Below are 22,795 nucleotides of genomic sequence, written 5' to 3' on the forward strand. Positions count from 1 at the left end.
TTTTTTGCTACTTTTTGTTCACAAAAAGTAGCCTTTCCCTTACCTGCGCTAGGTCAGGAGGCGGTGCCACCGTAGGGAATGTTGCCGCCCCCGTAGCGGCGAACGCGGATATTGGCCTGCTCCCCATGCCCGACGAAGCCCTCCAGCGCGCAGAGACGGGAGCAATAGGCGCCGATGCTGGCCGCGGCGGCGTCGGTGACGACCCGCTGATAGGTGCAGGTCTTCAGGAACTTGCCGACCCAGAGCCCGCCGGTGTAACGCGCCGCCTTTCGGGTCGGCAGCGTGTGGTTAGTGCCGATCACTTTGTCGCCAAACGCGACATTGGTCCGCGGCCCGAGGAACAGCGCGCCGTAGTTGCGCATGTTCGTCAGGAAATAATCCGGATCCCGCGTCATCACCTGGACGTGCTCCGAGGCGATCCGGTCGGCGACTCGCACCATCTCCTCGTCGCTTTCGACGACGCAGACGCCGCCATGGCGTTCCCATGCCTGCCGGGCGATCGGCGCGGTCGGCAGGATCTCGAGCAACCGCTCGACCTCGCGCATGGTCTGCCGTGCCAGCGTCTCGGAGGTGGTGAGAAGGATTGCCGGCGAATCAGGGCCGTGCTCGGCCTGGCCGAGCAGATCGGTGGCGCAGAGCTCCGCATCCACGCTGTCGTCGGCGATCACGAGCGTTTCCGTGGGGCCGGCGAAGAGATCGATGCCGACCCTGCCGAACAGCTGCCGCTTGGCTTCGGCGACATAAGCGTTGCCGGGGCCAATCAGCATGTCCACCGGCGTGATCGTCGCTGTGCCCAGCGCCATGGCGCCGACGGCCTGAATCCCGCCGAGGCAATAGATCCCGTCGGCGCCGGCCAGATGCTGCGCCGCGACGATGGCCGGCGCCGGTTTGCCGTGGAACGGCGGCGCGCAGGTGATCACGCGCGGCACGCCCGCGACCTTGGCGGTAATCACCGACATATGCGCGGAGGCCAGCAACGGATATTTTCCACCCGGCACGTAGCAGCCCGCGGCCCCCACCGGGATATTCTTATGTCCAAGGATCACGCCTGGCAGCGTTTCCACCTCGATATCCTTCAGGGCATCCCGCTGATGCTGCGCAAACCCCCTGACCTGCGCCTGCGCGAAGGCGATATCCTCGAGATCCCGCTTCGTGAGTTGCGATAGGCAGGCTTCGATCTCTTGTGCGCTCAGGCGGAAATCATCGCGCTCGAACTTGTCGAATTTCAAGGAGAGCTCACGAACCGCCGCATCCCCGCGCGTGGCGATATCCGTGAGAATGCCTTCGACCGTCTCGCGCACCTGACGATCGACCGCTGCGGTCTGGGTGTCATCGGCACCCTGCTTAAGCCATTTTTCCATGACGTTCTTCCGGATATGTTAAGAGAAGGAGAATGCTGGGCCATGGGCATTGTCGGTGACAACGCCCATGGCCCAGCATAACAAAAGTTTTTGCGCCGCTTTTTTTAAAAAGCGGCTTCTTTCTTCATCAGGAGCTTGTCAGGCAGACCAACTTTTCGAGTGCCAGCCGGTCCGCCAGCTGATCGAGTTCGTCCACTATCGTGGCGCCGATCGGAATGCCGGCGGCGTATTCGGCACGCCTTGCATGGCTCTGTTCGCCCGGCAGCCAAATGCGCTCAACGCCCGGCATCCGCTCGCTGTCGTGGATGTCACGAACCAGCTTGTCGACAGCCTGTTTGAAGTCCGCCGGCGCACCGAAGGCGTTGAGGTCAATCACAAGAATGGCCTGCCCGGTATTCGTTGGCGTCACATGGTCTTGATTGAAATCGACGACGTCACGCCCCATCGCGGCACCATGCAATGTACCGGCCAGCAGGCCCACGATGAGGGCGAGGCCATAGCCCTTGTGGCCCCCGATCGGCAGCAGGAAACCCTCATGCGCGCGTGTCGGGTCCAGCAACGGCCGCCCCTGCCGATCGATCATCCAGCCTTCGGGCATGGCCTCGCCACGCTTGGCTTTGGCTTTCACTTTGCCGTACGCCGCCACGGTCGTGGCCATGTCCAGGACCACGGATGGTTCGCTGCCCGAGGGGATGCCGACCGCGATCGGGTTGGTCGACAACAGCATCTCCATGCCGCCCCATGGCGGCAGGTGGTTGGCATTGCCCACGGCAAAATACATGCCGATCATATCATGTTCGATCGGCATGCGCGCATAGAGCGAGGCTGGCCCCGCGTGATTGCTGGCACGCGTACCAACCCACGCGACCCCCGCCGTGCGCGCCTTCTCAATCGCCAATTTCGCGGCAAAGGACATCACCAGATGGCCCATTCCATTGTCGCCATCGACGACCGCCATCGCGGCGCGCTCAGTGACGACCCGGATGTTGGGGCGCGGGTTCATCCCGCCCGTCTGCAACCGCTTATGGTACTGCGGCAAGCGAATCACGCCATGCCCGTCCGAACCTTGGAGGTCGGCCTCGGCCATCAAGGCGGCGACCGTGCCGGCATCAGCTTCCGGCAAGCCGGAATGGCGCAGCACCGACCGAATGAACGCCTGCAACGCTCCGGCATCCACCAATCTGTGCTTCTGATCTTTTTCCATGATATCCCGTGCGCTCCCTATTTCGCCATGCCTGATCAGCCATTAGATGGCTGGTTCTCCCAACTATTGTCGGGGGCAGGATTATCGTCCAATATCAATTTTTCAGCTGACATATCATTCTGCTATCCGGCGGATCGCGAGGAACGCCTTGATGAACCTGCGTGCCATGAAATATTTCGTTGCTATCGTGGATGCAGGCAGTTTGACCGCAGCGTCCGGGGCGATTTCTATCGCCCAACCGGCGCTTACCCGGCAATTGCGGGAGCTCGAAAAAGATCTTGGCGTGCAGTTGCTGCATCGGACACCGCATGGCGTGCATCTGACACCGGCCGGTGCCACTCTGTATGAAGCCTCATGCCGCATCCTCGCCGACACGCAGCAGGTTCGCGAACAACTAACCGGCCGTCAAAATAATGCCCGAAAGGCGGCGGTGGTCCTGGGCATCTCACCAACGCTGGCGCGCTTGCTGGTGCCGGGCGTGTTCGCGCGGTGCCGGAACTCGCCCGACGACGTGAAGCTGACGATACGCGAGGCCTTCACACCGGTTTTGCTCGACGGCTTGGAACGCGGCGTCATCGACATCGCCATCGTTACAAATCCTGAGCCGAGCCGCACGCTGACGATGCACACGCTGCTGGGAGAGCCGTTCGCCCTGATGACACCCGCCAGCAAGCGGTTGAGCCAGGTGATTTCACTCAGCGAGTTGGCGCGCATCCCCGTTCTGATGACCACGCTCCATCGCGGTCTCGTCGAGTTGCAGCTGGCACCTTTAGGTGGCCGGCTGAACGTGCAGTCGGAGATCGATTCTGTCGACGCCATTCGCGAGATGGTCCTGCAAGGTCAGGGCTCTACGCTGATGCCGGTATCGGTATTCACTGACCCGCATGCGCGCCCCCCAGTGATGATGTCGGTTATTTCAGGCGCCCCTTTGAATCGCATTCTCGTCATGGCAACCCGCACCAAACATGAGAAAAATTTTGCTCTGTCCATGCTCAAGGATGTCATCATCGCGGAACTCGCCGAATTGACCCAGGCTGGCACCTTCAATTTGGCGCCGTTCCATCAACCCTCCTAGAGAAAAGCGAAGAGAAAGGCTACTTTTTGTGAACAAAAAGTAGCAAAAAAACTTTGTTAATCTGGGCCATGGGCGTGGCGATGACAACGCCCCTAGCGTCATAGCTTTCCGGTATGGGGCCAAACATATTCAGTATTTGATCATGCCCCGTCGAAATGCAATGCCAACAATACTATAGGGTTGATCGTAGGGCGCGGCTAAACATCGTCCAGCATATAAACTAGACGCGACTCCGAGATTTAAAACAATAAAACGAGTTTTGGAAAACGCCCATGAGCACGACAAGTGAGATTTCTATAAATTCTGTCGGTGAGCGCCGACTATATTCCAAGATCTTTTGGCGCATCATTCCATTATTGATGATCTGCCTGTTGTTCTCATGGTTCGATCGAATCAATGTCGGATTTGCCAAATACGACATGCAGCACTCCTTTCCGCTGAGCAACACAGCCTACGGTTTGGGTGCCAGCCTGTTCGTGGTGGGCTATATTCTGTTTGAAGTGCCCAGCAATCTGCTGTTGTCGCGGGTTGGAGCGCGGCGCCATTTTGCGCGCATTTTGATTGTCTGGGGCCTGGCTTCTGCAGCGATGATGTTCGTCCATAACACGACTGAATTTTACACGTTGCGTTTCATCATCGGAGGCGCCGAAGCCGGCTTCACGCCCGGGATATTCCTTTATCTCTCCACCTGGTTTCCTGAGCAGCGGCGCGGCCGGATCTATGGCGTGCTCTACCAGGCCGTGGCATTCTCTGGCATCTTGGGCGCCCCACTTTCGGGCCTGATCCTCACGCGCTTTGCCGGACTCGGCGGGTTGCCCGCCTGGAATTGGGTCTTTCTGCTCGGCGGCATCCCCTGCGTATTACTCGGTTTTGTTGTCCTGTTTTGTCTCGAAGACCATTTCGAGAGCGCGAAATGGTTGTCCACCGGAGAAAAGGATCAGCTGCGCAAAGAGCTGGTGGTACATATCTCTGACGTTCGGGCGCGACCGGCCAGTTCGACGCTCGAAGCTCTGCGCTCATCAGGCTTCCTGGTGGTCTCGCTGGTGTGGTTCCTGACGCAAATTGCCGCATTCGGCATGAACTATTGGATTCCCTTTATCGTTCGCGCCGCGGGCTTTTCGAACCGGGAGATCATTGGCTTGATCACGGCGGTCCCGTATCTTTGCGGCGCCATCTCAATGCTTGCGGTGGGGGTGGTCGCTGATCGCATCGGCAATCGGCGCATGGTGTTTTTCTCCTGCCTGATTATGACGGGTATCGGCTTCCTCATGGTCGGGCTCTTTCCTCATAGCTCCGTGTTTTTGATCGTCAGCCTGGGGCTGATCGGCGCCGGCGTGTTGACCGCCTATACAACCTTCTGGTCGCTGCCGCCGAAAGTTGTGACCGGAGCGGCCGCCGCCAGCGGTATCGCCGTGATCAATTGTATCGGCCAGCTGGGCGGCATCGTCAGCCCCATCATGGTCGGTAAAATTATCGATGTCACCGGGAGCATAACACCAGCACTGTACTTGATCACGGGCGTGTGCGGGGTTTGCGCGCTGGTTACGCTCTTCCTGTTCCCACGCGCGCTGCGGCGCATCGAACGACCTGCGGCGACATAAGGCCCGGTTGAAACCGCTTGATCACGTCTCCAAAGGGAAATTGAAAATGGATGTCGTTGCTGTATTTCAGGGATTTCCGCCGCGCGTCGGAACGGTTGTTCATATGGAACAGCAGCCCGTGGCCGATCGCGGCAATGGCAACCGGACAATCCCTCTGATCGGCCCGGGCAGTGGCGCCCTGCAGATGATCAATGGCATCACGGAGATCGCCCCAGGCAGCGCGATCCAGGAACATTTTCACAATTGCGAGGAATCGATCCTCATCCTCTCCGGCAATGCCATCGCCGTCATCGACGGCACGCCGCATCAGATGAAGGCTGCGGATGCAAGCTGGGTGCCCGCCGGCGTCCCGCATTTTTTCAAGAACGCGTCCGATGTCGAGCCTCTGCGTATCTTCTGGACCTACGCCTCCGTCGAGGCAACGCGGACATTGGTTGCCTCCGGAGAGACCAGGCCGATCGCCGCCGAGCATCGCAGGCTCGTTCAAACGAGCTAGAAGCGAAGGCAAAGACTACTTTTTGTGAACAAAAAGTAGCAAAAAAACTTTGCTATGCTGGGCCATGGGCGTTGTCGGTGACAACGCCCATGGCCCAGCGGACCAAAAATTTTTGCGCCGCTTTTTTTAAAAAGCGGCTACTTTCTTCCTGCCTCCCCTTACCATGACAATTGCCGCTCCAGCTGCGCCGACAACCGGCCATAAACGCGGCGCGCGTTGCCCCCAAAGATCGCTGCCCGGTCGGCCGGGGTCAGCCACGCCACCCCTTCGATGTAGCGGCGCGTGTCATCGTATTCGTGGCCGGTCTCGGGATCGACCCCGCGCACCGCACCGAGCGTCTCGGAGGCGAACAGGATGTTCCTGGTCGGGATCACCCGCGCCAGCAACTCGGTTCCCGGCTGATGATAGACGCAGGTGTCGAAGAACACGTTTCCGAGCAGGAGTTCCGTCAACGGTGGCCGCCCCATGTCCTGCGCGAGCCCGCGAAAGCGCCCCCAGTGGTAGGGAACCGCGCCGCCGCCATGGGGAATGATGAATTTCAGCGTCGGGAAATCGCGGAACAGATCAGAGGTCAGGAACTGCATGAAGGCGGAAGTGTCGCCATTCAGATAGTGCGCGCCGGTGGTGTGGAAATTCGGATTGCACGAGGAGCTGACGTGGATCATCGCCGGGACGTCGAGCTCCACCATCTTCTCGTAAAGCGGATACCACCACCGATCGGTCAGCGGCGGATCTGTCCAGTAGCCGCCCGACGGGTCGGGATTCAGGTTGCAGCCGACGAAGCCGTATTCTGTCACGCAGCGCTCCAGTTCGGCGATGCAGTTCGCGAGCGAGACGCCCGGCGCCTGCGGCAGTTGGCAAACACCGACGAAGTTGCGCGGAAACAGCCGAACGACGCGATGGATCAGCGTATTACTTAGATCCGCCCATGCCGCGTTGCCTGCTGCATCGGATTCATGATGCGCCATGCCGGCCGCACGCGGCGAAAAGATCGTCATATCGACGCCGCGCGCACCCTGCACCCGAAGCTGGCCGGTGATGACGCTGGCTCTGATTTCGTCGTCAGAAATCTGCGGGGGCGGCATGGGCGCCGCACCTCGGCCCGCCGCCACCTGCCGGCGCCGCCACTCCTCATGCGCCGGCGGCGAAGTCGTGTAATGGCCGTGACAGTCAATGATCATGATGGGTCCTTTCGTTGGTGGTCACAGCCGTCTGGCAACCGCGTCCGCGGCGTCGTTGCTCGCCGGCCGTGGGGCGACGCGCATCAGGAAGGCGATAATGGCGGCCAAGAGCAGGAAGGCGGCAAGCGCGAGCAGCGCCGCCTGGAAGCTGCCGGTGGACTCCTTCACCCAGCCGATCATCCACGGCCCGATCAGCCCGCCGAACTGGGCCACGCTGTTGATGAGCCCGATGGCCGCGGCCCCCGCGGTGCCCGTCATCATCGCCGATGACAGACTCCAGAACAGCGGATTGCCGGCATAGATTCCGAAGCCCGCGACGCAGAGCAGCAGGTAGGCGACGACCACGTTCGGGCAAACGGCGCTGGCCGCGAGTGCTGCGCTGCCGAGCAGGTACACGGCGCCGAGATGCTTCTTGCGATCGCCGGTGCGGTCGGAGCTGTGGCTCACGACAACCTGACCGACGACGCCGAGCAGCGCCGGGATCGCCGCAAGCAGTCCAACCTCTAAGAGGCTCATATGTCCCATCGCGTTAATGATCTGGGGAGTCCAGATCAGCAACCCGTAGATGCCGACCAGCGCACAGCCGAAGAGGATCGAGAGGCTCCAGACTCGTCCGTCAGAAACCACGTCGACGAGGCGGAAACGCCGCACGCGTTCCGCGGCCGCGCGCTCCGCATCGAGTGTGTTCTGCAGCCAGCTGCGCTGTTCGGCAGTCAGCCAGCTTGCTTCGGCGGGGCGTTCGGTCAGCAGCGCGAAGAAGGCGATCCCGAGCAGAACGGTGGGCAATCCTTCGATGATGAACATCCACTGCCAGCCGTGCAGGCCGAACAGATCGTTGGTCGAGGTGATCAGGAGTGCTGCCAGCGGGCTGCCGAAGATCGCCGACGCCTGGCCTGCGATGATGTAGCCGGCGATGGCACGTGCCCGATAGGCGACCGGAAACCAGAGCGTTACATAGAGCGCAAAGCCGGGAAGCGCGCCGGCTTCGGCGATGCCGAGCAGGAAGCGGATCACGTCGAAGCTTGCCGGTCCCCGGACAAAGGCGGTGGACGCCGCGACAAGGCCCCAGAAGATCAGGATGACCGGGATCCAGATGCGGGCGCCGACGCGGTTGAGCATCAGGTTGCTCGGCAGGCCGAGCAACATGTACCCGAGGAAGAAGATGCTGGCGCCGAAACCGAATATCGACGGCGTAAGCCCGAGATCATGGTTCATCCGCAGCGCCGCAAATCCGATATTGATCCTGTCCAGATAGCTCAGGAACATTCCCGCGAAGAGCAACGGGATCAGTCGCCAGTAGACGCGACGCATCGTCGCCTTCTCGAGGCTTGCATTCGAAGACATTGTTTCCTCCTTAGTTTTTTTGCGGCCGTGTCAGCCGCCGTCAAATGCGCATCCGAGGCGTTTCAGCGTCTCGTCGACCCAGGCGCGGTCCTGCGGAATGCCGGCGCGAATGGCGGCCAGGGTCTTCTCCTCCGCCACGTGTTTCGCAGACGCCGCGGCATACACGGTCTCGGCATGCTGGAACGGAACCGCGACGATCCCGTCATCGTCGCCGAGCACCAGATCGCCCGGCTCGATGATCATGCCATCCAGCGCCACGGGTACGTTGATCTCGCCGGGGCCGTCCTTGTACGGGCCGCGATGCGTAACGCCCGCGGCGAAAACCGGGAAATGCGCGGCCCGGATCGCCCCAGCGTCGCGGATCGCGCCGTCGATCACCATGCCGGCGACACCTCGCGCCGCCGCATGGCTCGCCATGATCTCGCCGAAGAGCGCATTGGTCAGGTCGCCGCCGGCATCGACGACGATGACGTCTCCCGGGGCCGCGATGTCGATTGCCTTGTGGATCAATAGGTTGTCGCCCGGGCGCGTCTTCACCGTCAGCGCCACGCCCACCATGACCCCACCGCCATGCATCGGCCGGAGCCGCGCGCCGCCGGCCACCATGCGCGCCATCACATCGCTGACATTCGCAGCCGGCAGTTTGCGGAAGCGGTCGACGAGGCTTGCCGGCACCTGACGATCACGGCGATTGATCCTGAATCCGAGCATTTTGGTATTCCCCCAATGTTTCAGGGATAGGACACAAAATCAGTTATAGAGTCCAATACGATCTTGACCGGTGATTTATCCGGTTTTTATATAAGCTATGGAACTGCGTCAGTTGCGCTACTTCGTTGCCGTTGCCGAGGAGCTCAGCTTCAGCCGCGCCGCCGAACGGCTTAACGTCAGCCAACCGCCCCTCAGCATGCAGATCAAGGCGCTTGAGGAGGAGCTCGGCGCGATGCTTTTCAACCGGACGCGACGCAAGGTGGAGATCACCCATGCCGGCGTGCTGCTGCTCGATTCCGCCCGGAAAGTACTCGGGGAGCTGCGCCGGACCGCTGAGGTGGTCGCCCTGTCGGCCAAGGGTGAGGCCGGGCTCATCCGGCTCGGCTTCACCGGCTCGGTGCCGATGCTCGACATGTTCCCTCGGCTGATGCGCGCCTTCCGGGACCGCTACCCCGAGATCGGGATCGAACTCCGGCACATGTCGACCGCACAGCAACTCCAGGCCCTGCTCAACGGCGAGCTCGACATCGGCATCCTGCGGCCGCCTTACTATTTCCAGGCTGGTCCCGGTCTGATCGCGCACCGGATCTGGCGGGACGAACTCGCCGTCTTCCTCCCGCCGAACCACCCGCTTGCCGCCACGCGCGGTGCGCTCAGGCTGGCGCAACTCGATGGGCAAACCTTCGTCAGCGTTGCACCCGACATCGGCTGCGGCATGTACGACCATTTCGTGACCCTATGCAGCCAGGCCGGCTTGGCACCGAAAGTTGCCCAGCATGCCCGCGAACTTGGTTCCGTTCTCGGTCTTGTTGCCGCCGGCATCGGTATCGCCATTCTGCCGCAATGCTATACGCGCATGGGCATCTCCGACGTGATCAGCCGCCCACTGGCGGATCCTGATGCGGTGAGCGAGCTTCTGCTCACGGTCAAGGCGAGTCCAGTCGCGTCCCGGATCCAGCGCTTCGTCGATATCGCGCGCGAGGAAGCGGCAATGCTTCCCGCGTAAGGCAAGCCAAAGAGAAGGCTACTTTTTGTGAACAAAAAGTACCAAAAAAACTTTATAAATCTGGGCCATGGGCGGTGTCGCCGACAACGCCCGTGGCCCAGCGGAGTAAAAATTTTTGCGCCGCTTTTTTTAAAAAGCGGCTGCTTTCTTTATTTACTTGCTTTTCCCATACCTGGCGACGCTGACGAAGGCCGCGACGAAGGCGAAGGCGGCGCCGGTCAGGAGGGAGATTCTCGCGCCTTGGGCGCCGGCGACATGGGCGAGGATGAGGGCGACCGAGGCCGCGCCTAGTGCCTGGCCGAGGAGGCGGGCGGTGCCGAGCATGCCGCTGGCGGCACCGGAGCGAATGCGCGGGGCCGAGGTGACGATCGTGCGGTTGTTGGGCGCCTGGAACGTGCCGAAGCCGGCGCCGCAGAGGGCCATGCGCCAGGCGATATTGGCCGCGCCGGCATGGGCGGGGACGAAGGCGAGGAAGAGCAGGCCGACGACCAGGAGCAACAGGCCGACGAAGCCGAGGAGGGCGGAGGAGAAGCGGTCCGAGAGGCGGCCGGCGATGGGGGCACAGACCGCGACCGCCAGGGGCCACGGGACGATGAGGAAGCCTACTGCGGTGGGGCTGAAGCCGAGGCTCGTCTGCAGCATGAAGGGCAGGGAAACGAAAGCGAGCATCTGGGCGCAGAAGGAGCAGACCGAGGTGCCCATTGAGAGGGCGAAGACCGGGATCTTGAGCAGGTCGATCGGAAGAAGCGGGGCTGGGCGGTGGGCTTGGCGACGGATGCACCAGAGAGCGGCGGCGAGACCGATTGCGACCTCCGCCACCGACCGGGGCCAGGCGCCGCCGCGCGAGAGAGAGTCGATGGAGGTGAGCAGCATGCCGAACATCACCGCCGCCAGGAGCGCGGAGATGATGTCGAATTTTTGCGGGGCGCGGCGGCTGTCAGGCAGGGTTTTCGCGCCGAGGACGTAAGCGATGATCCCGAGCGGGACATTGATGGCGAACAGCCAGTGCCAAGAGACTATGGCGAGCATGATTCCGGCAAAGCTAGGGCCGATGGAGGAGGAAATGCCGACGGCGAGCGTGTTGAGGCCGAGCGCCTGGCCGAGCTTGGCGGTGGGAAAGATGTAGCGGATGAGGGCGGTGTTGACGCTCATGATGCCGGCGGCACCAATGCCCTGGAGGATGCGGGCGGCGGTGAGAAGGTCGAGCGACCATGCGCAGGCGCAGCAGAACGAGGCGACGGTGAAGACGGCGACGCCGGTGCTATAGACGCGGCGGTAGCCATAGATGTCGCCGAGTGCTGCGAGCGGCAGCAGCAGCATGACGATGGCGAGCTGGTAGAGGCTGACGATGGCGATCGACTGCGAGGGGGTGGCGTGGAAATCCCCCGCGATGGTCGGCAGCGCCACATTGGCGACCGAGGCGTCCATGACCGCCAGGACGAGGGTGGTGATGATCGCGCCATAAGCCCAGTAGCGGCGGGGAATGGACATGCCGTCCCGCTCGATTGCCTGCTCCGTCAAACCCACACCCCTCGCCTGTTGCGCCATACATGGTGTCATAGCCGCGAATGTGTGGGAGCGAGAACAGGAGGGCCCGCAGGAGGCGCGATATATGCCCCGGCCGGACGATGGCGGGGCTGGATTTGCCAACGGGGGTTATGGTGACGTCACGCGGTCATCCGCCGGGTCCGACCGTTCGCTCTGTGTGGTTTGGCACCAATTCTGCCACATGGAGCGATAGGCTGCCTCGACCTGGCGAGCAAAGCTTTTGCCGTCACAAAGAGGGGAGGATGCCATGCGTTGCCGCTGGCCGGCGCGCAGCGCCGCAAGCCCGCCTTTGTCCGCAGCCAAGGAAGCGGCAATGCGGATATAATCCTCCGGCGAGGAGGCCGCCCATTCGGTTCGTTCAATGGCCCGCAGGAAGCCCAGCGTCTGTCGTGACACCGCCTCGGTACCCGGCAGCGTGACGACAGGCAGCCCCATCCACAGCGCTTCGCAACTCGTCAGCCCGCCGGAGAAGGGGAATGGGTCGAGGGCAATGTCGATATCCCCGTATTCTTTCAACATAACTTCGTGGGGCGACTGGCCGCGCAGGATCAGCCGGTCCAGCCCGATCCCCGCCGCGGCGAAGTCGCTCGTCAGTTGTTGCCGTGTACCCTCATCGGCTAGGGATTTCCATTTGAGACATAGCTGAGAGTCGGGAACCGCGTGCAGGACCTGTGCCCAGAGCCGGATGACTTCGGGGCCAACTTTCGTCAGGTTATTGAAACTGCCAAACGTCACACCACCCCCAGCCAGGGATGGCGGAGCCACTGGTTGCGGCGCGTAGTCTGGTGCCTCGTAGCAGAATCGGCTCCCCGGAAGACGGAGAACGCGTTCACTATAGAAACGCTCCTGTTCCGGCGGGATGGTGTCTTCATCAGAGAGGATATAATCCATGGTCGAGAGGCCGGTGGTCCCCCAGAAACCAAGCCACGTTGCCTGAACCGGTGCCGCCCGGCCGGCGAACATCACGAGCCTGTTGCCTCCCGTATAGCCGGAGAGATCGACCAATATGTCGATACCGTCCGCAATGATTTGCGCTGCGGCTTTATCATCCGGAAGACCAACCAGGCTGCGCCAGTGATGGGCCGCACCGCGCAGCTTTGCGGTCACGTCATCTTCGTCGCGGCTGTTGCTGTAACAGTAGATTTCAACGGCGTCGGGGTCGTGGTTCGGCAGTACCGGACTCAGAAAATAACCGACGGGATGGCTCCTGAGATCTGCCGAGACATAGCCGATCCGAAGCCGACGTCGGGGCTCGGCCGCATTCATGAACGAGGCTCGGGGCTTGGCGACGATTTGATCCGCGAAGCGCCGGGTCGCTTTTAGGATGCTGTCTTCGTCGTTTCCCGGCTGATAGTACAAGCACATCACCAGGTTGGAGTGTGCCTCGGGGTAGTCCGGCTTAAGACGGAGGGCGGTGTTGAGGGCAGAAATAGAGCCGTCGCGCTGCCCTAGGTCATGGAGGACGACGCCCAGATTGTAGTGAGCCTCAGCTAAGTCCGGCTTAAAGCGGAGGGCGGCATTGAAGGCAGCAGCAGCGTCGGCAAGGTGGCCCAAATCCTTCAAGGCGGCTCCCAAGTTGGAGTGGGCCTCGGCGTAGTCCGGCTTAAGACGGATGGCGACATTGTAGACGGCGACCGCATCGGCAAGGCGCCTCAGGTCACGTAAGATGACACCCAAGTCCGAGTATGCTTCGGCGTCGTCAGGCTTGCAGCGGATGACATTGTTGTAGGCTGCAACGGCCTCATCGAGGCATCCCCGATCCTTTAGAGCCCTGCCTAGGTTGAAGTAGGCCTCGGCATAGTCCGGCTTAAGGCGAACGGCATTGTTGTAGGCCATAATGGATTCGTCGAGGCGGCCCAGGCTATACAAGATGGCACCTAGATGGTGGTGGGTGTCGGCGGCATCCGGCTCAATGCGGATGGCATTGTTGAAAGCCACAATGGCGTCTTCAAGGCGGCCCAGCTTTTGCAGGGCGTTGCCTTTATTGGCGTAGGCCTCGGGGTAGCCCGGCTCAAGCCGGAGGGCGGCGTTGTAGGCCACAATGGCGTCTTCGTCGTGGCCCTGCTCTTTTAGGGCGTTGCCCTTGTTGTAGTGGGCACTCGCATAGTCCGGCTTAAGAAGAATGGCGGTGTCGAAGGAGGCAATGGCTTCGTCCAGCCTTCCCAATTCTTGCAGGGCGCAACCTTTGTTGGAGTGATAGGCCGCGGCCGACGGCGTGATTTCGATTGCTTTGTCAATAAATTCGACCGCTTTTTCATTTTGCCCGACCCGATGGGCAATGAGGCCAAGAAGATGCAGAGCGTCGGCATGGCGAGGGTCAACCGCCAAAACTTGACGGAAAAACCACTCGGCCTCCGCCAATTGCCCGGTCTGGTAGCATCGAAAGCCGTCCTCCATCGCCCCCCGCAAGTTCGGTAATGCAGGCCGCCGCAGAGCAGATGCAGTCTTGGTTTGTGCTCGACGCTGTTGGCGGTTCATCATCACCTTCCTTCGACTTCGGCTACTGGGAACGGTAGGGAAGTATTGCAATGTCCCGCAACAATCAAACTGACCCGGCCAAGCCGGCCGGGTGTGTCTGCGTTCGCCTCCTGCTCAGGCAAGCGAAAGGGAAGGCTACTTTTTGTGAACAAAAAGTAGCAAAAAAACTTTATTAATCTGGGCCATGGGCGTTGTCGGCGACAACGCCCATGGCCCAGCATAACAAAAGTTTTTGCGCCGCTTTTTTCAAAAAGCGGCCTCTTTCCTTCGTTGCCATCCGGGGATCAGCGAGCACCCCAGCCCAGCCAGAACCAGCAGCGCCGCCAGCAAGTCGCGCGGTCCGAAGCGCTCATCCAAAAGCACGGCCGATAGAGACATCCCGAATATTGACACCAAGAGGGAGAGAGGCGCCACGCGGCCAGCCGGGTGCCGGGATAGCAACCACGCCCAGATCCCCGTCGCGGCCAAGGTCGACCCGATCGCGGAGTAGGCTATCGCCGCTGCCGCGATAGCCGGCATCTTCAGGGCCGCCAGGGCGCGAATTGGCGAGCCTTCCAACCCCCAAGAGGAAACCAGAAGAGGCAGCGCCGCTACGGCCGCCATCCATATGGCAATGGCCAGCGGATGGGAGCTTCGGCCAATCCGGCGCAGCAGCAGATTTCCCGCAGCCCAGGACAACGCGGCTGCAAGAATCAAGACCAGGCCGACGAGCGGCACGCCCCCCGGGCCAACGCCACGGCCGAGGGCCAACAGGGCAATGCCTAGGCCCGCCACGGCCGATCCCATCAGGTTCCGTCGGCTTGGATGCTCCCCGAACACAAAGGCTGCCAGCCCGATCGTGAAAAACGCCTGCATCTGCATCGCCAACGACGCGATGCCAGGGGACAGCCCGGCCGCGACAGCAAGAGTGGAAAGCCCGAACTGGCCCAAACCTATAAGACCACCAAGCGCCAGCAACGGACCCCAGCCGCAGGGGCGGGGTACAAACGGTGTCAACGTTGCGACAACCAGGAAGCGAAGCGCCGTCAACAGCAACGGCGAAAGTCCGGCATCGAGACCGAAACGGACGGCAACGAAGTTCGCGGCCCAAATGAAGGCGACGAGAACGCCGAGGAGAAGATCGCCGATAGGCATATGCAGAAGACCCTGTCAGTATAAATCTACATTGCAGCCAACCACAGTTGATCATGGATAAGAAACGATATCTTCGAGGCCTTAGCCAAAGCACAGCTTATAGCGATGCCGGCCGCGACACCCTCCACATCCCCCTGGAGGCCGTGCGTATTTTCGAAGCGGCGGCCCGTCATCTCGGATTCAGTGCGGCAGCAGAAGAACTCGGCGTCACGCAATCGGCCGTCAGCCAACGGATGAGGCGCTTGGAAACGGCGCTGGGCGTCGCTCTGTTCCGGCGGCTTCCGCAGGGCCTGCGTTTGACTGAAGCGGGGCAATCCTACCTGCTTGACGTGCGGCCAGCCCTGCAACGTCTGCGCGCCGCCTCGGGGCGGGCTGCCATACAGGGAGCCCGTCGACTAGGCGCGGCGGAACGTGTCTTGGCGATCGGCACCACATCCTCGATCGCCCTTCTTTGCCTCGCACCCCGCCTTGCCGGATTCCGCGAGGCCTTTCCGGACGTTGTTCTCAGTATCAAAACAAACATGGCGCTCGTGGACCCTGCGGAGGCGGGGCTCGATTGCTGCCTGCGATACGGCGCCGGCGACTGGCCCGGTGTGGCGGTGGAACATTTGGCGGGGGAAGAGCTGTTTCCAATCTGTGCGCCGAAGCTCATCCCGGCCGACTCGCCGCTGCTCGGCGCTGCCGATTTATGCGCGTTGCCTTTGGTGCACGACCTGGGGCCGGTGACCTGGGTGGAGTGGCTCGCTGAGTTTGGCGCGTCACCGCCGCGACAAGGCGAAGCGCTTGCCGTTACCGACAGCGCGTTAGCACAACGGGCCGCCGTCGAGGGCATCGGCGTCGCTCTTGGCCGATCTCGACTGGCCTACTGGGCGCTGAAAGAAGGGCGACTCATTCGGCCCGTGCGAGATGCCATACCGTCGCCGTTCAGCTATTTTTTGGTCCGCCCCAAAGATCGCCGCAATGACCCGTTGATCCATAGGTTCAGGGATTGGCTGTTGGCCGAGATATTCGTGTGACTGCCGGTGGGAAGCGGTTAAGCGAAGGGGAAGGCTACTTTTTGTGAACAAAAAGTAGCAAAAAAACTTTTACTATGCTGGGCGGGGCGTTGTCAGCGACAACGCCCATGGCCCAGCATAGTAAAAGTTTTTGCGCCGCTTTTTTCAAAAAGCGGCCGCTTGCCTAACACGGAAAGCCGGGCGTGGCGGCGCGACGATCGAGTTGACCGATCCGGTGCTTGGCCGCACGATCCGGCACACTGCCTGTCGTGGCCTAAACGAGGGATTTTGAAATGACGTCGATACGCAACAAGGTCGAGCAGGCGCTCGCAAAGATTTCGGCCCAGCCGGCGGAAGCGCCCGCCTTTACGCTTGTCTATGCCGAGCAGGTTCGCGCGGAGGCCGATGCGGCCGACGCACGGCGCGCCGTGGGGGCGTAAGCCTCGGGCCGCTCGACGGCACGATCGTCTCGATCAAGGACCTGTTCGACGTCGCCGGCGAACCGACGACCGCGGGCTCGGCGCTGTTGCGTGCGGCAGCCCCTGCCCTGCGCGATGCCCCCGTCGTCACAAGGTTGCGCCGGGCCGGGGCGCTGATCATCGGCAAGACCAACATGTCCGAGTTCGCCTTCTCCGGTCTCGGCCTCAACCCGCATTACGGGACCCCGGCCAATGCGGTCGACCCGACGCGCATCCCCGGCGGTTCGTCGGCAGGTGCTGGCGTATCGGTCGCCGAAGGCACGAGCGAAATTTCGATCGGCACCGACACCGGCGGTTCGGTGCGTATTCCCGCCGCTTTCAATGGCGTGACCGGCTTCAAGCCGACCGCGCGGCGTGTCCCGACCGATGGCGCGTTTCCGCTCTCCTATACGCTCGATTCGATTGGCCCGCTGGCGCGGACGGTGCAGCAATGCGCCGATGCCGACGCGATCATGGCAGGCGACGAGCCAAAACCGGTGCAGGAATTTCCCCTGGCGGGCCTGCGCCTCGGCATCCCGCAGGGCGAACTCCTTGGCGATATGGATGAAACCGTGGCTCGCGTGTACGCGGCGGCGCTCAAGAAACTCGAGCAGGCGGGCGCCCGACTCATCGACGTCGTTGTCGACGATTTGCGGGCGTCGATGCAGCGTGCGGCTGCGGCGGCGTCCATCTCCTCGGTTGAAGCCGCGTCCATCCACGCGCCGTGGCTCACAACATGTGCCGATCAATATGATCCGCGGGTGCTGCAGCGCATCCTGGCGGGCACGCAGATCACGGCCCCAGCCTTTATCGCCACACTGCGCGAGCGCCACACGCTGCTCGCCGTGATGGACGCGCGGCTCACCCCGGTCGACGCTTTGATCCTGCCGACCGTGCCGACCGTCGCCCCACCGCTCAAACCACTGCTCGGCGACGATGCGCTCTTTGGCGCGACCAATCTGCTGACCCTGCGCAACCCGAGTTTCGGCAATTTGTTCGATCTTACGGGGATCTCCCTCCCGGTCAGGACCGAGACTTTGCCGGTCGGGCTCATGCTCGTCGGACGGAGCGGCTCGGACGCGAGCCTGCTTGCGATGGCCGCTGGTATCGAGAAGGAAGACTTCTTTTTGTGAACAAAAAGAAGCAAAAAAACTTTATTTATGCTGGGCTATGGGCGTTGTCGCCGACAACGCCCATAGCCCAGCATAACCAAAAATTTTTGCGCCGCTTTTTTTAAAAAGCGGCTGCTTTCCTTTCTTCAACCAAGGGGGAACAGGGGCATGGACGCGGATGCTATCGTCATTGGCGCCGGCCTCGCCGGCCTCGTCGCCGCCGGCGAACTCGCTGATGCGGGGCGGCGCGTGATCATCGTCGACCAAGAGGGCGAACAGAATCTCGGGGGACAGGCGTTCTGGTCGCTGGGCGGCCTGTTTCTCGTGGACAGCCCGGAGCAGCGGCGCTTGCGCATTCGTGATAGCCGCGACCTCGCCTGGCAGGATTGGCTCGGCACGGCCGGGTTCGATCGCGACGAGGATCACTGGCCCCTTCGTTGGGCCGAAGCCTATGTCGATTTCGCCGCGGGCGAGAAGCGCGCCTGGCTGCGTGCCATGGGCCATCGTATCTTCCCCGTGGTCGGCTGGGCGGAGCGCGGCGGCTATGGCGCCATCGGGCACGGCAATTCGGTGCCGCGGTTTCATCTGACCTGGGGCACTGGGCCTGGCGTCGTGGCGCCATTTGCTCACCGCGTGCGTGAACACGAAGCCGGCGGCAGAATAACGCTCCGTTTTCGCCACAAGGTGAGCCAGCTGACCATGACCAATGGCGCGGTCGACGGCATACACGGACAAATTCTTAAGCCCGATACCGGCGCGCGCGGCAAAAGCAGCAATCGCGATGTGATCGGCGATTTCGCGCTCCGCGCCCCGGTCGTTGTCGTCGCCTCCGGCGGCATCGGCGGCAACCACGCGCTGGTGCGAAAAAACTGGCCCACCCGTCTCGGCACCGCGCCGCAGACCATGGTCTGCGGTGTGCCCGCCCATGTCGATGGCAGCATGATGGCAATCACCGAAGCCACCGGCGCGCAGCTGATCAATCCTGATCGTATGTGGCATTATGTGGAAGGTTTGCAGAACTGGGATCCGATCTGGCCGTCGCACGGGATCAGGATTCTGCCCGGCCCTTCATCGCTCTGGCTCGACGCAGATGGCAAGCGCCTGCCGGTGCCGCTCTTTCCCGGCTATGATACACTCGGCACGCTCGCGCATCTGGCGCAGACCGGCGCGTGGTATTCCTGGTTCGTGCTGACGCAAAGCGTGATCCGCAAGGAATTCGCTTTGTCGGGCTCAGAGCAGAACCCGGACATCACGGGGAAGAACTGGCGGATGGTGCTGGGCCGGGTGTTCAACAAAAGTGCGCCGGGGCCGGTCGAGGCCTTCAAGAAACACGGCGCCGATTTCGTCGTCGCGGACACGCTTGAAACCCTGGTCGCCGGCATGAATCGCGTCGCGGGGAATGACCGCATCCGACTCGACGCATTGCGCGCGGAGATCGAGGCGCGGGATCGCGAAATTGCCAACCCCTACACGAAGGATACGCAGGTGGCGGGCATCCACAATGCGAGGCGGTATATTGGGGACCGGCTCGCGCGCACCGCCAAACCGCATCGCTTCCTCGATCCGGCGCACGGTCCGCTGATCGCGGTGCGGCTCAACATTCTGACCCGAAAAACCCTCGGCGGTTTTGTCACCGATCTGCACGGACGCATGCTGCGCGCCGACGGGACACCTCTGCCGGGGCTGTATGGCGCCGGCGAAATCACCGGCTTCGGCGGCGGCGGCATGCATGGCTACCGTTCGCTGGAAGGCACGTTCCTGGGCGGATGCCTGTTTTCGGGGAGAACCGCCGGGCGCGCTGCCGCGGCGGCGCTGAGTTAGCGAAGGCAAGACTTCTTTTTGTGAACAAAAAGAAGCAAAAAACTTTGTTGTGCTGGGCCATGGGCTGTGTCGCCGACAACGCCCGTGGCCCAGCACAACAAAAATTTTTGCGCCGCTTTTTTTAAAAAGCGGCCGCTTTCCTATCTCCAAGATGCATCACAGCGCCCCGTCTTTATGACGCATTTATGTGGATGCCGGCCAATCTATCTCGCCAATTTATGAGCGTAAGCTCATTGCCCCGGGGGCTTCACTAACTGAGATAGGAATAGATATGACGACTCTTCGTCAACGGCTTTTAGGCGCAGGCCTGGTCGTGGCGTGCCCGCTGATCGGCATTCAGGCGGCTCATGCGATGAACGGCCCGAGCGCGATACAGATCGACGGCGGTCCGCTTGGGCAGCTCGAACTTTCCGGCGGGATGGACGGATATTTCTATGGGATGACCGGCACCGGCACGTCCAACTCGCCCAACTATGGGTATCTGGGCGACAAGGCGGGCGGCGCCAATCTTGCGAACGGGCTGATCGAGCTCCAGAAGACAAGTGGGCAGCTGCAGTTCACCATCGAGGTGGGTGCAAACGCACCGCCGCCGACGCTCGGCCTCAAGCCGCAGCAGGCCTCGGTGAACGGTTTCAGCACCGGCCCGCTCTATATGGGCTATGTCACGCTCGCGCCGAACAACTCGCCGTTCACCCTCTCCGCCGGCCAGTTCGCCTCGCTCGAGGGCTATGAGGGCGACATCGACTGGAACAACGCGAACATATTCTCGACCATGCTGTTCAACGTGGAGAACACGCAGAGCACCGGCGTCGAGGCGAGTTTCACGAAGGGGCCTGTCGCGGCGACGGTGCAGTTCGGCGACGGCTACAATACCGGCGTGTTCAACTTCCTCCAGGCCGAGGCAACCTATACGTTCAACAAGAACAACGCGCTCACGGTGTACTACGGCGGCAATCTCGGCGCCACCGGGGTGAACGCGCATACCTATGCGGCGTCGCCGGCTTCGTATGATCAGACGTCGCTCTCTGAGGCCGGCGCGTATTTCGACAATTCGCAGCTGTTCGGCGCGTACTACACGTTCACGGCGGGCAACCTGACCCTCGTGCCCGAGGTGCAGTACCAGTACTCGACGGCGAATCATCGCCTCGCCGCGGCGAGCGGCACGCCAGGCTTGGACAAGTATTCCAGCAATTTCGGCGCCGCAGTGTTCTCCGACTACGCGTTCGGCTCGTCGCCCTATTCGATCGGCGCCTGGGCGGAATATTGGACGAGCAACGGCAACAACGACTGGTTCATCTCGCCGGGCAGCTCGGGCGAGGGCATCTCGATCACGCCGACCTGGCAGTACAAGGATCTGTTCGCGCGGCTCGACGGCGGTGCGCTCTATCTGAACCACACACGCGACGATGGCGAGAGCTTCGGCTACGGCAATTCCGGACGGACGCCGTATCAGTTCTCCGGCCTGCTCGAAGCCGGTCTTCTGTTCTAAAACTTTAAGGCAATGGGCGTTGTCAGTGACAACGCCCATACCCCAGCATCGTAAAAATTTTTGCGCCGCTTTTTTTAAAAAGCGGCTGCTTTCTACCTAGAGCATGATCAGTGCCGGAAGGCGAAGAAGTACATCAGCAGCGTATTAACGACGAGCATGATCCCACCGGTTGCCGCCTGCACGCGAATGACCCCGTAGCGATCCTTCAGTTCCAGCAGCGCCGCCGGCACGATATTGTAGTTAGCCGCCATCGGCGTCAGCAGCGTGCCGCAGAAGCCCGACAGCATGCCGAGTGACGCAACGACCACGGGATTGCCATGGAACCCGGTGACGAGCAGGGGCAAGCCGATGCCGGTGATCATCACCGGGAACGCGGCAAAAGCGTTGCCCATGATGATCGTGAACAGCGCCATGCCGACCGTGAAGGTGGACACTGCGACGAAGCTGCTGGTCATCGGCACATAATCCGTGACCAGCTTGGCCACGACATGCCCCACGCCGGCGATGGCGAACAACGCACCAAGCGCCGCCAGCATCTGCGGCAATACGGCCGCCCAGCCGACGCTGTCGATCAACCGCCGCCCCTCTTGCAACGGTGCTCCCAGCGACGGCCGCAGCATCACGATCCCGACGATGAGCGCGCAGATCACACCGAGTGCAAGCGCCACGATGGTCACCTGGGCCGGGCTGACCAGCGGCACGCCATCGAACTTGATATATTTCAAAAACAGCGTGCCAAGCACGGCAACCGCCGGGATCACCAACGCCGGCAGGAACAGCCAGTTGCCCGTGCGAGCCGCACTCACCTGCCGTTCCTCGGGGCTGGTGCTGCGCGCAGCACCCGGCTTCAATCCCCCGACGCCGGCCAGCAGCACCATGACCAGCACCAGCACGCCGTTCACGGTATCGGGCAGATGCGAGCCGACCAAAAAGGTGATGGCATAGGCTCCCCAGAACACAGCGCTGCGCCAACGCTGTGGATTGGCACGGTCCAACGCGTGCTGCACGCTGAAGGCGCCGAACATCAGCCCGGCAAGGATGTAGACATATTCAAGACGGATCATGAGCGCACCTCACGGGCGCGCTGCAGGCGCCGATCAAGCAGCAACAGGCGCGCACCATGAATGAGGAACGTCAGGACGGCCGTAGGAATCGCCCAGACTGCCAGCGAGATCGGCTGGACGTTGATACCGTTCAGCTGCAATACGCCCCTGATCAACAGGATCGAGCCCATGGCGACGAAAATATCCTCGCCGAAAAAGGCCCCGATATTGTCCGCCGCCGCCGCGTTGGCGCGGATGATCATGCGGGTGTCCTCGTCCAGCGGGCCGTTCTTTTCCGCGGCCGCCTCAGCCATCGGCGCGATCAGCGGGCGCACCATCTGCGCATGGCCGCCGATCGAGAGGAGCCCAAGCGCCGCGGTGATCTGACGGAACAGCAGATAAACCAGAAGCAGCCGCCCGACGGTCGCCGTGTGGAAATTCGCGATCAGCGTCTGCGCGCGCTCGCGCAGGCCGACACGCTCCAGCAGGCCGATCACCGGCACGACGAGCCAAACGATGGCGACATAGCGGGAGGTGATGAAAGCATGCCCAAAATCGGCAAGCACCGCGAGCGGGTGGATGCCGGCCGCGATCCCCGTCACGAAGCCCGCGACGGTAACGACAAGCAAGGGATTAAGGCCGACGGCGAAGCCGACAATCACGACAAGAACGCCCGATAAGACAAGCATCGACGATAGACCCTTTCTGGAATGAAGATGGGGGTTAGAGCACGATAAT

The 22,795-nt window shown here is 61.9% G+C and carries 19 protein-coding genes; 9 read left to right on the top strand and 10 right to left on the bottom strand.

The window, feature by feature from the left end:
• Window positions 1-53: 53 nt before the first annotated feature.
• Together hisD and VGG47_RS11145 are read right to left on the bottom strand one after the other, a co-directional pair.
• Entirely contained in the window at window positions 54-1,361 is a 1,308-nt protein-coding gene (gene hisD / locus VGG47_RS11140; protein ID WP_331538471.1) for a histidinol dehydrogenase, read from the bottom strand.
• Between the two features lie 127 nt (window positions 1,362-1,488).
• On the bottom strand, window positions 1,489-2,565 hold the full coding sequence (locus VGG47_RS11145; RefSeq protein ID WP_331538473.1) for an Ldh family oxidoreductase: 1,077 nt from the start codon (window positions 2,563-2,565) through the stop codon (window positions 1,489-1,491).
• Window positions 2,566-2,716: 151 nt separating this feature from the next.
• Between VGG47_RS11145 and VGG47_RS11150 the strand changes: the two genes are divergently transcribed.
• The 3 genes from VGG47_RS11150 to VGG47_RS11160 all read left to right on the top strand — a co-directional run bounded on the left by VGG47_RS11150 (window position 2,717) and on the right by VGG47_RS11160 (window position 5,737).
• Window positions 2,717-3,640: a LysR family transcriptional regulator gene (locus VGG47_RS11150; RefSeq protein WP_331538475.1), complete on the top strand. Its 924-nt coding sequence runs from the start codon at window positions 2,717-2,719 to the stop codon at window positions 3,638-3,640.
• A 272-nt stretch (window positions 3,641-3,912) separates the two neighbouring features.
• Window positions 3,913-5,241, top strand: coding sequence for an MFS transporter (locus tag VGG47_RS11155; RefSeq protein WP_331538477.1), 1,329 nt, complete (start codon window positions 3,913-3,915; stop codon window positions 5,239-5,241).
• A gap of 103 nt (window positions 5,242-5,344) precedes the next feature.
• Window positions 5,345-5,737 carry a cupin domain-containing protein gene (locus VGG47_RS11160; protein WP_331538479.1) on the top strand — a complete coding sequence of 131 codons (393 nt, stop codon included), beginning with the start codon at window positions 5,345-5,347 and terminating at the stop codon, window positions 5,735-5,737.
• Window positions 5,738-5,895: 158 nt separating this feature from the next.
• On the opposite strand, the gene VGG47_RS11165 is transcribed toward VGG47_RS11160, so the two are convergent.
• Genes VGG47_RS11165 through VGG47_RS11175 form a run of 3 tightly spaced genes read right to left on the bottom strand, consistent with a single transcriptional unit; the run spans window position 5,896 to window position 8,973 of the window.
• Window positions 5,896-6,918 (bottom strand): amidohydrolase family protein, encoded by a 1,023-nt coding sequence (locus VGG47_RS11165; protein WP_331538481.1) that lies wholly within the window; start codon window positions 6,916-6,918, stop codon window positions 5,896-5,898.
• Window positions 6,919-6,939: 21 nt separating this feature from the next.
• Entirely contained in the window at window positions 6,940-8,262 is a 1,323-nt protein-coding gene (locus VGG47_RS11170; RefSeq protein WP_331538484.1) for an MFS transporter, read from the bottom strand.
• A gap of 30 nt (window positions 8,263-8,292) precedes the next feature.
• Window positions 8,293-8,973 carry an RraA family protein gene (locus VGG47_RS11175; protein ID WP_331538486.1) on the bottom strand — a complete coding sequence of 227 codons (681 nt, stop codon included), beginning with the start codon at window positions 8,971-8,973 and terminating at the stop codon, window positions 8,293-8,295.
• Between the two features lie 112 nt (window positions 8,974-9,085).
• Here VGG47_RS11175 and VGG47_RS11180 point away from each other — a divergent pair, with 112 nt between their 5' ends.
• Window positions 9,086-9,979 carry a LysR substrate-binding domain-containing protein gene (locus VGG47_RS11180; protein ID WP_331538489.1) on the top strand — a complete coding sequence of 298 codons (894 nt, stop codon included), beginning with the start codon at window positions 9,086-9,088 and terminating at the stop codon, window positions 9,977-9,979.
• 153 nt (window positions 9,980-10,132) lie between these two features.
• Here VGG47_RS11180 and VGG47_RS11185 read toward each other — a convergent pair whose 3' ends face one another.
• From VGG47_RS11185 to VGG47_RS11195, 3 genes are all read right to left on the bottom strand, one after another.
• The gene (locus VGG47_RS11185) at window positions 10,133-11,500 is read right to left on the bottom strand and encodes an MFS transporter (RefSeq protein ID WP_331538491.1); all 1,368 of its coding nucleotides are present in this window, start codon (window positions 11,498-11,500) and stop codon (window positions 10,133-10,135) included.
• Window positions 11,501-11,635: 135 nt separating this feature from the next.
• Window positions 11,636-14,008 carry a tetratricopeptide repeat protein gene (locus VGG47_RS11190; protein WP_331538493.1) on the bottom strand — a complete coding sequence of 791 codons (2,373 nt, stop codon included), beginning with the start codon at window positions 14,006-14,008 and terminating at the stop codon, window positions 11,636-11,638.
• A gap of 243 nt (window positions 14,009-14,251) precedes the next feature.
• Window positions 14,252-15,139 carry an EamA family transporter gene (locus tag VGG47_RS11195; protein WP_331538495.1) on the bottom strand — a complete coding sequence of 296 codons (888 nt, stop codon included), beginning with the start codon at window positions 15,137-15,139 and terminating at the stop codon, window positions 14,252-14,254.
• A gap of 53 nt (window positions 15,140-15,192) precedes the next feature.
• Here VGG47_RS11195 and VGG47_RS11200 point away from each other — a divergent pair, with 53 nt between their 5' ends.
• From VGG47_RS11200 to VGG47_RS11220, 5 genes are all read left to right on the top strand, one after another.
• Window positions 15,193-16,155 (top strand): LysR substrate-binding domain-containing protein, encoded by a 963-nt coding sequence (locus VGG47_RS11200; RefSeq protein ID WP_331538536.1) that lies wholly within the window; start codon window positions 15,193-15,195, stop codon window positions 16,153-16,155.
• Window positions 16,156-16,427: 272 nt separating this feature from the next.
• Window positions 16,428-16,574, top strand: a complete 147-nt coding sequence (locus VGG47_RS11205; RefSeq protein ID WP_331538497.1) for a hypothetical protein — start codon at window positions 16,428-16,430, stop codon at window positions 16,572-16,574.
• A 32-nt stretch (window positions 16,575-16,606) separates the two neighbouring features.
• A complete protein-coding gene (locus VGG47_RS11210; protein ID WP_331538539.1) occupies window positions 16,607-17,725 on the top strand; it encodes an amidase in 1,119 nt (372 codons plus the stop codon).
• Between the two features lie 147 nt (window positions 17,726-17,872).
• Entirely contained in the window at window positions 17,873-19,525 is a 1,653-nt protein-coding gene (locus tag VGG47_RS11215; protein ID WP_331538500.1) for an FAD-binding dehydrogenase, read from the top strand.
• A gap of 271 nt (window positions 19,526-19,796) precedes the next feature.
• Window positions 19,797-21,014, top strand: a complete 1,218-nt coding sequence (locus VGG47_RS11220; RefSeq protein ID WP_331538502.1) for an outer membrane beta-barrel protein — start codon at window positions 19,797-19,799, stop codon at window positions 21,012-21,014.
• 107 nt (window positions 21,015-21,121) lie between these two features.
• Here the strand turns inward: VGG47_RS11220 and VGG47_RS11225 are convergent, their stop codons facing one another.
• On the bottom strand, window positions 21,122-22,078 hold the full coding sequence (locus tag VGG47_RS11225; RefSeq protein WP_331538504.1) for a DUF979 domain-containing protein: 957 nt from the start codon (window positions 22,076-22,078) through the stop codon (window positions 21,122-21,124).
• Window positions 22,075-22,746 carry a DUF969 domain-containing protein gene (locus VGG47_RS11230; protein WP_331538506.1) on the bottom strand — a complete coding sequence of 224 codons (672 nt, stop codon included), beginning with the start codon at window positions 22,744-22,746 and terminating at the stop codon, window positions 22,075-22,077. Before VGG47_RS11230 ends, VGG47_RS11225 begins: the two co-directional genes overlap by 4 nt.
• Window positions 22,747-22,795 lie beyond the last annotated feature (49 nt).

Source organism: Acidocella sp. (genome assembly GCF_036489515.1).
Lineage (GTDB): Bacteria > Pseudomonadota > Alphaproteobacteria > Acetobacterales > Acetobacteraceae > Acidocella.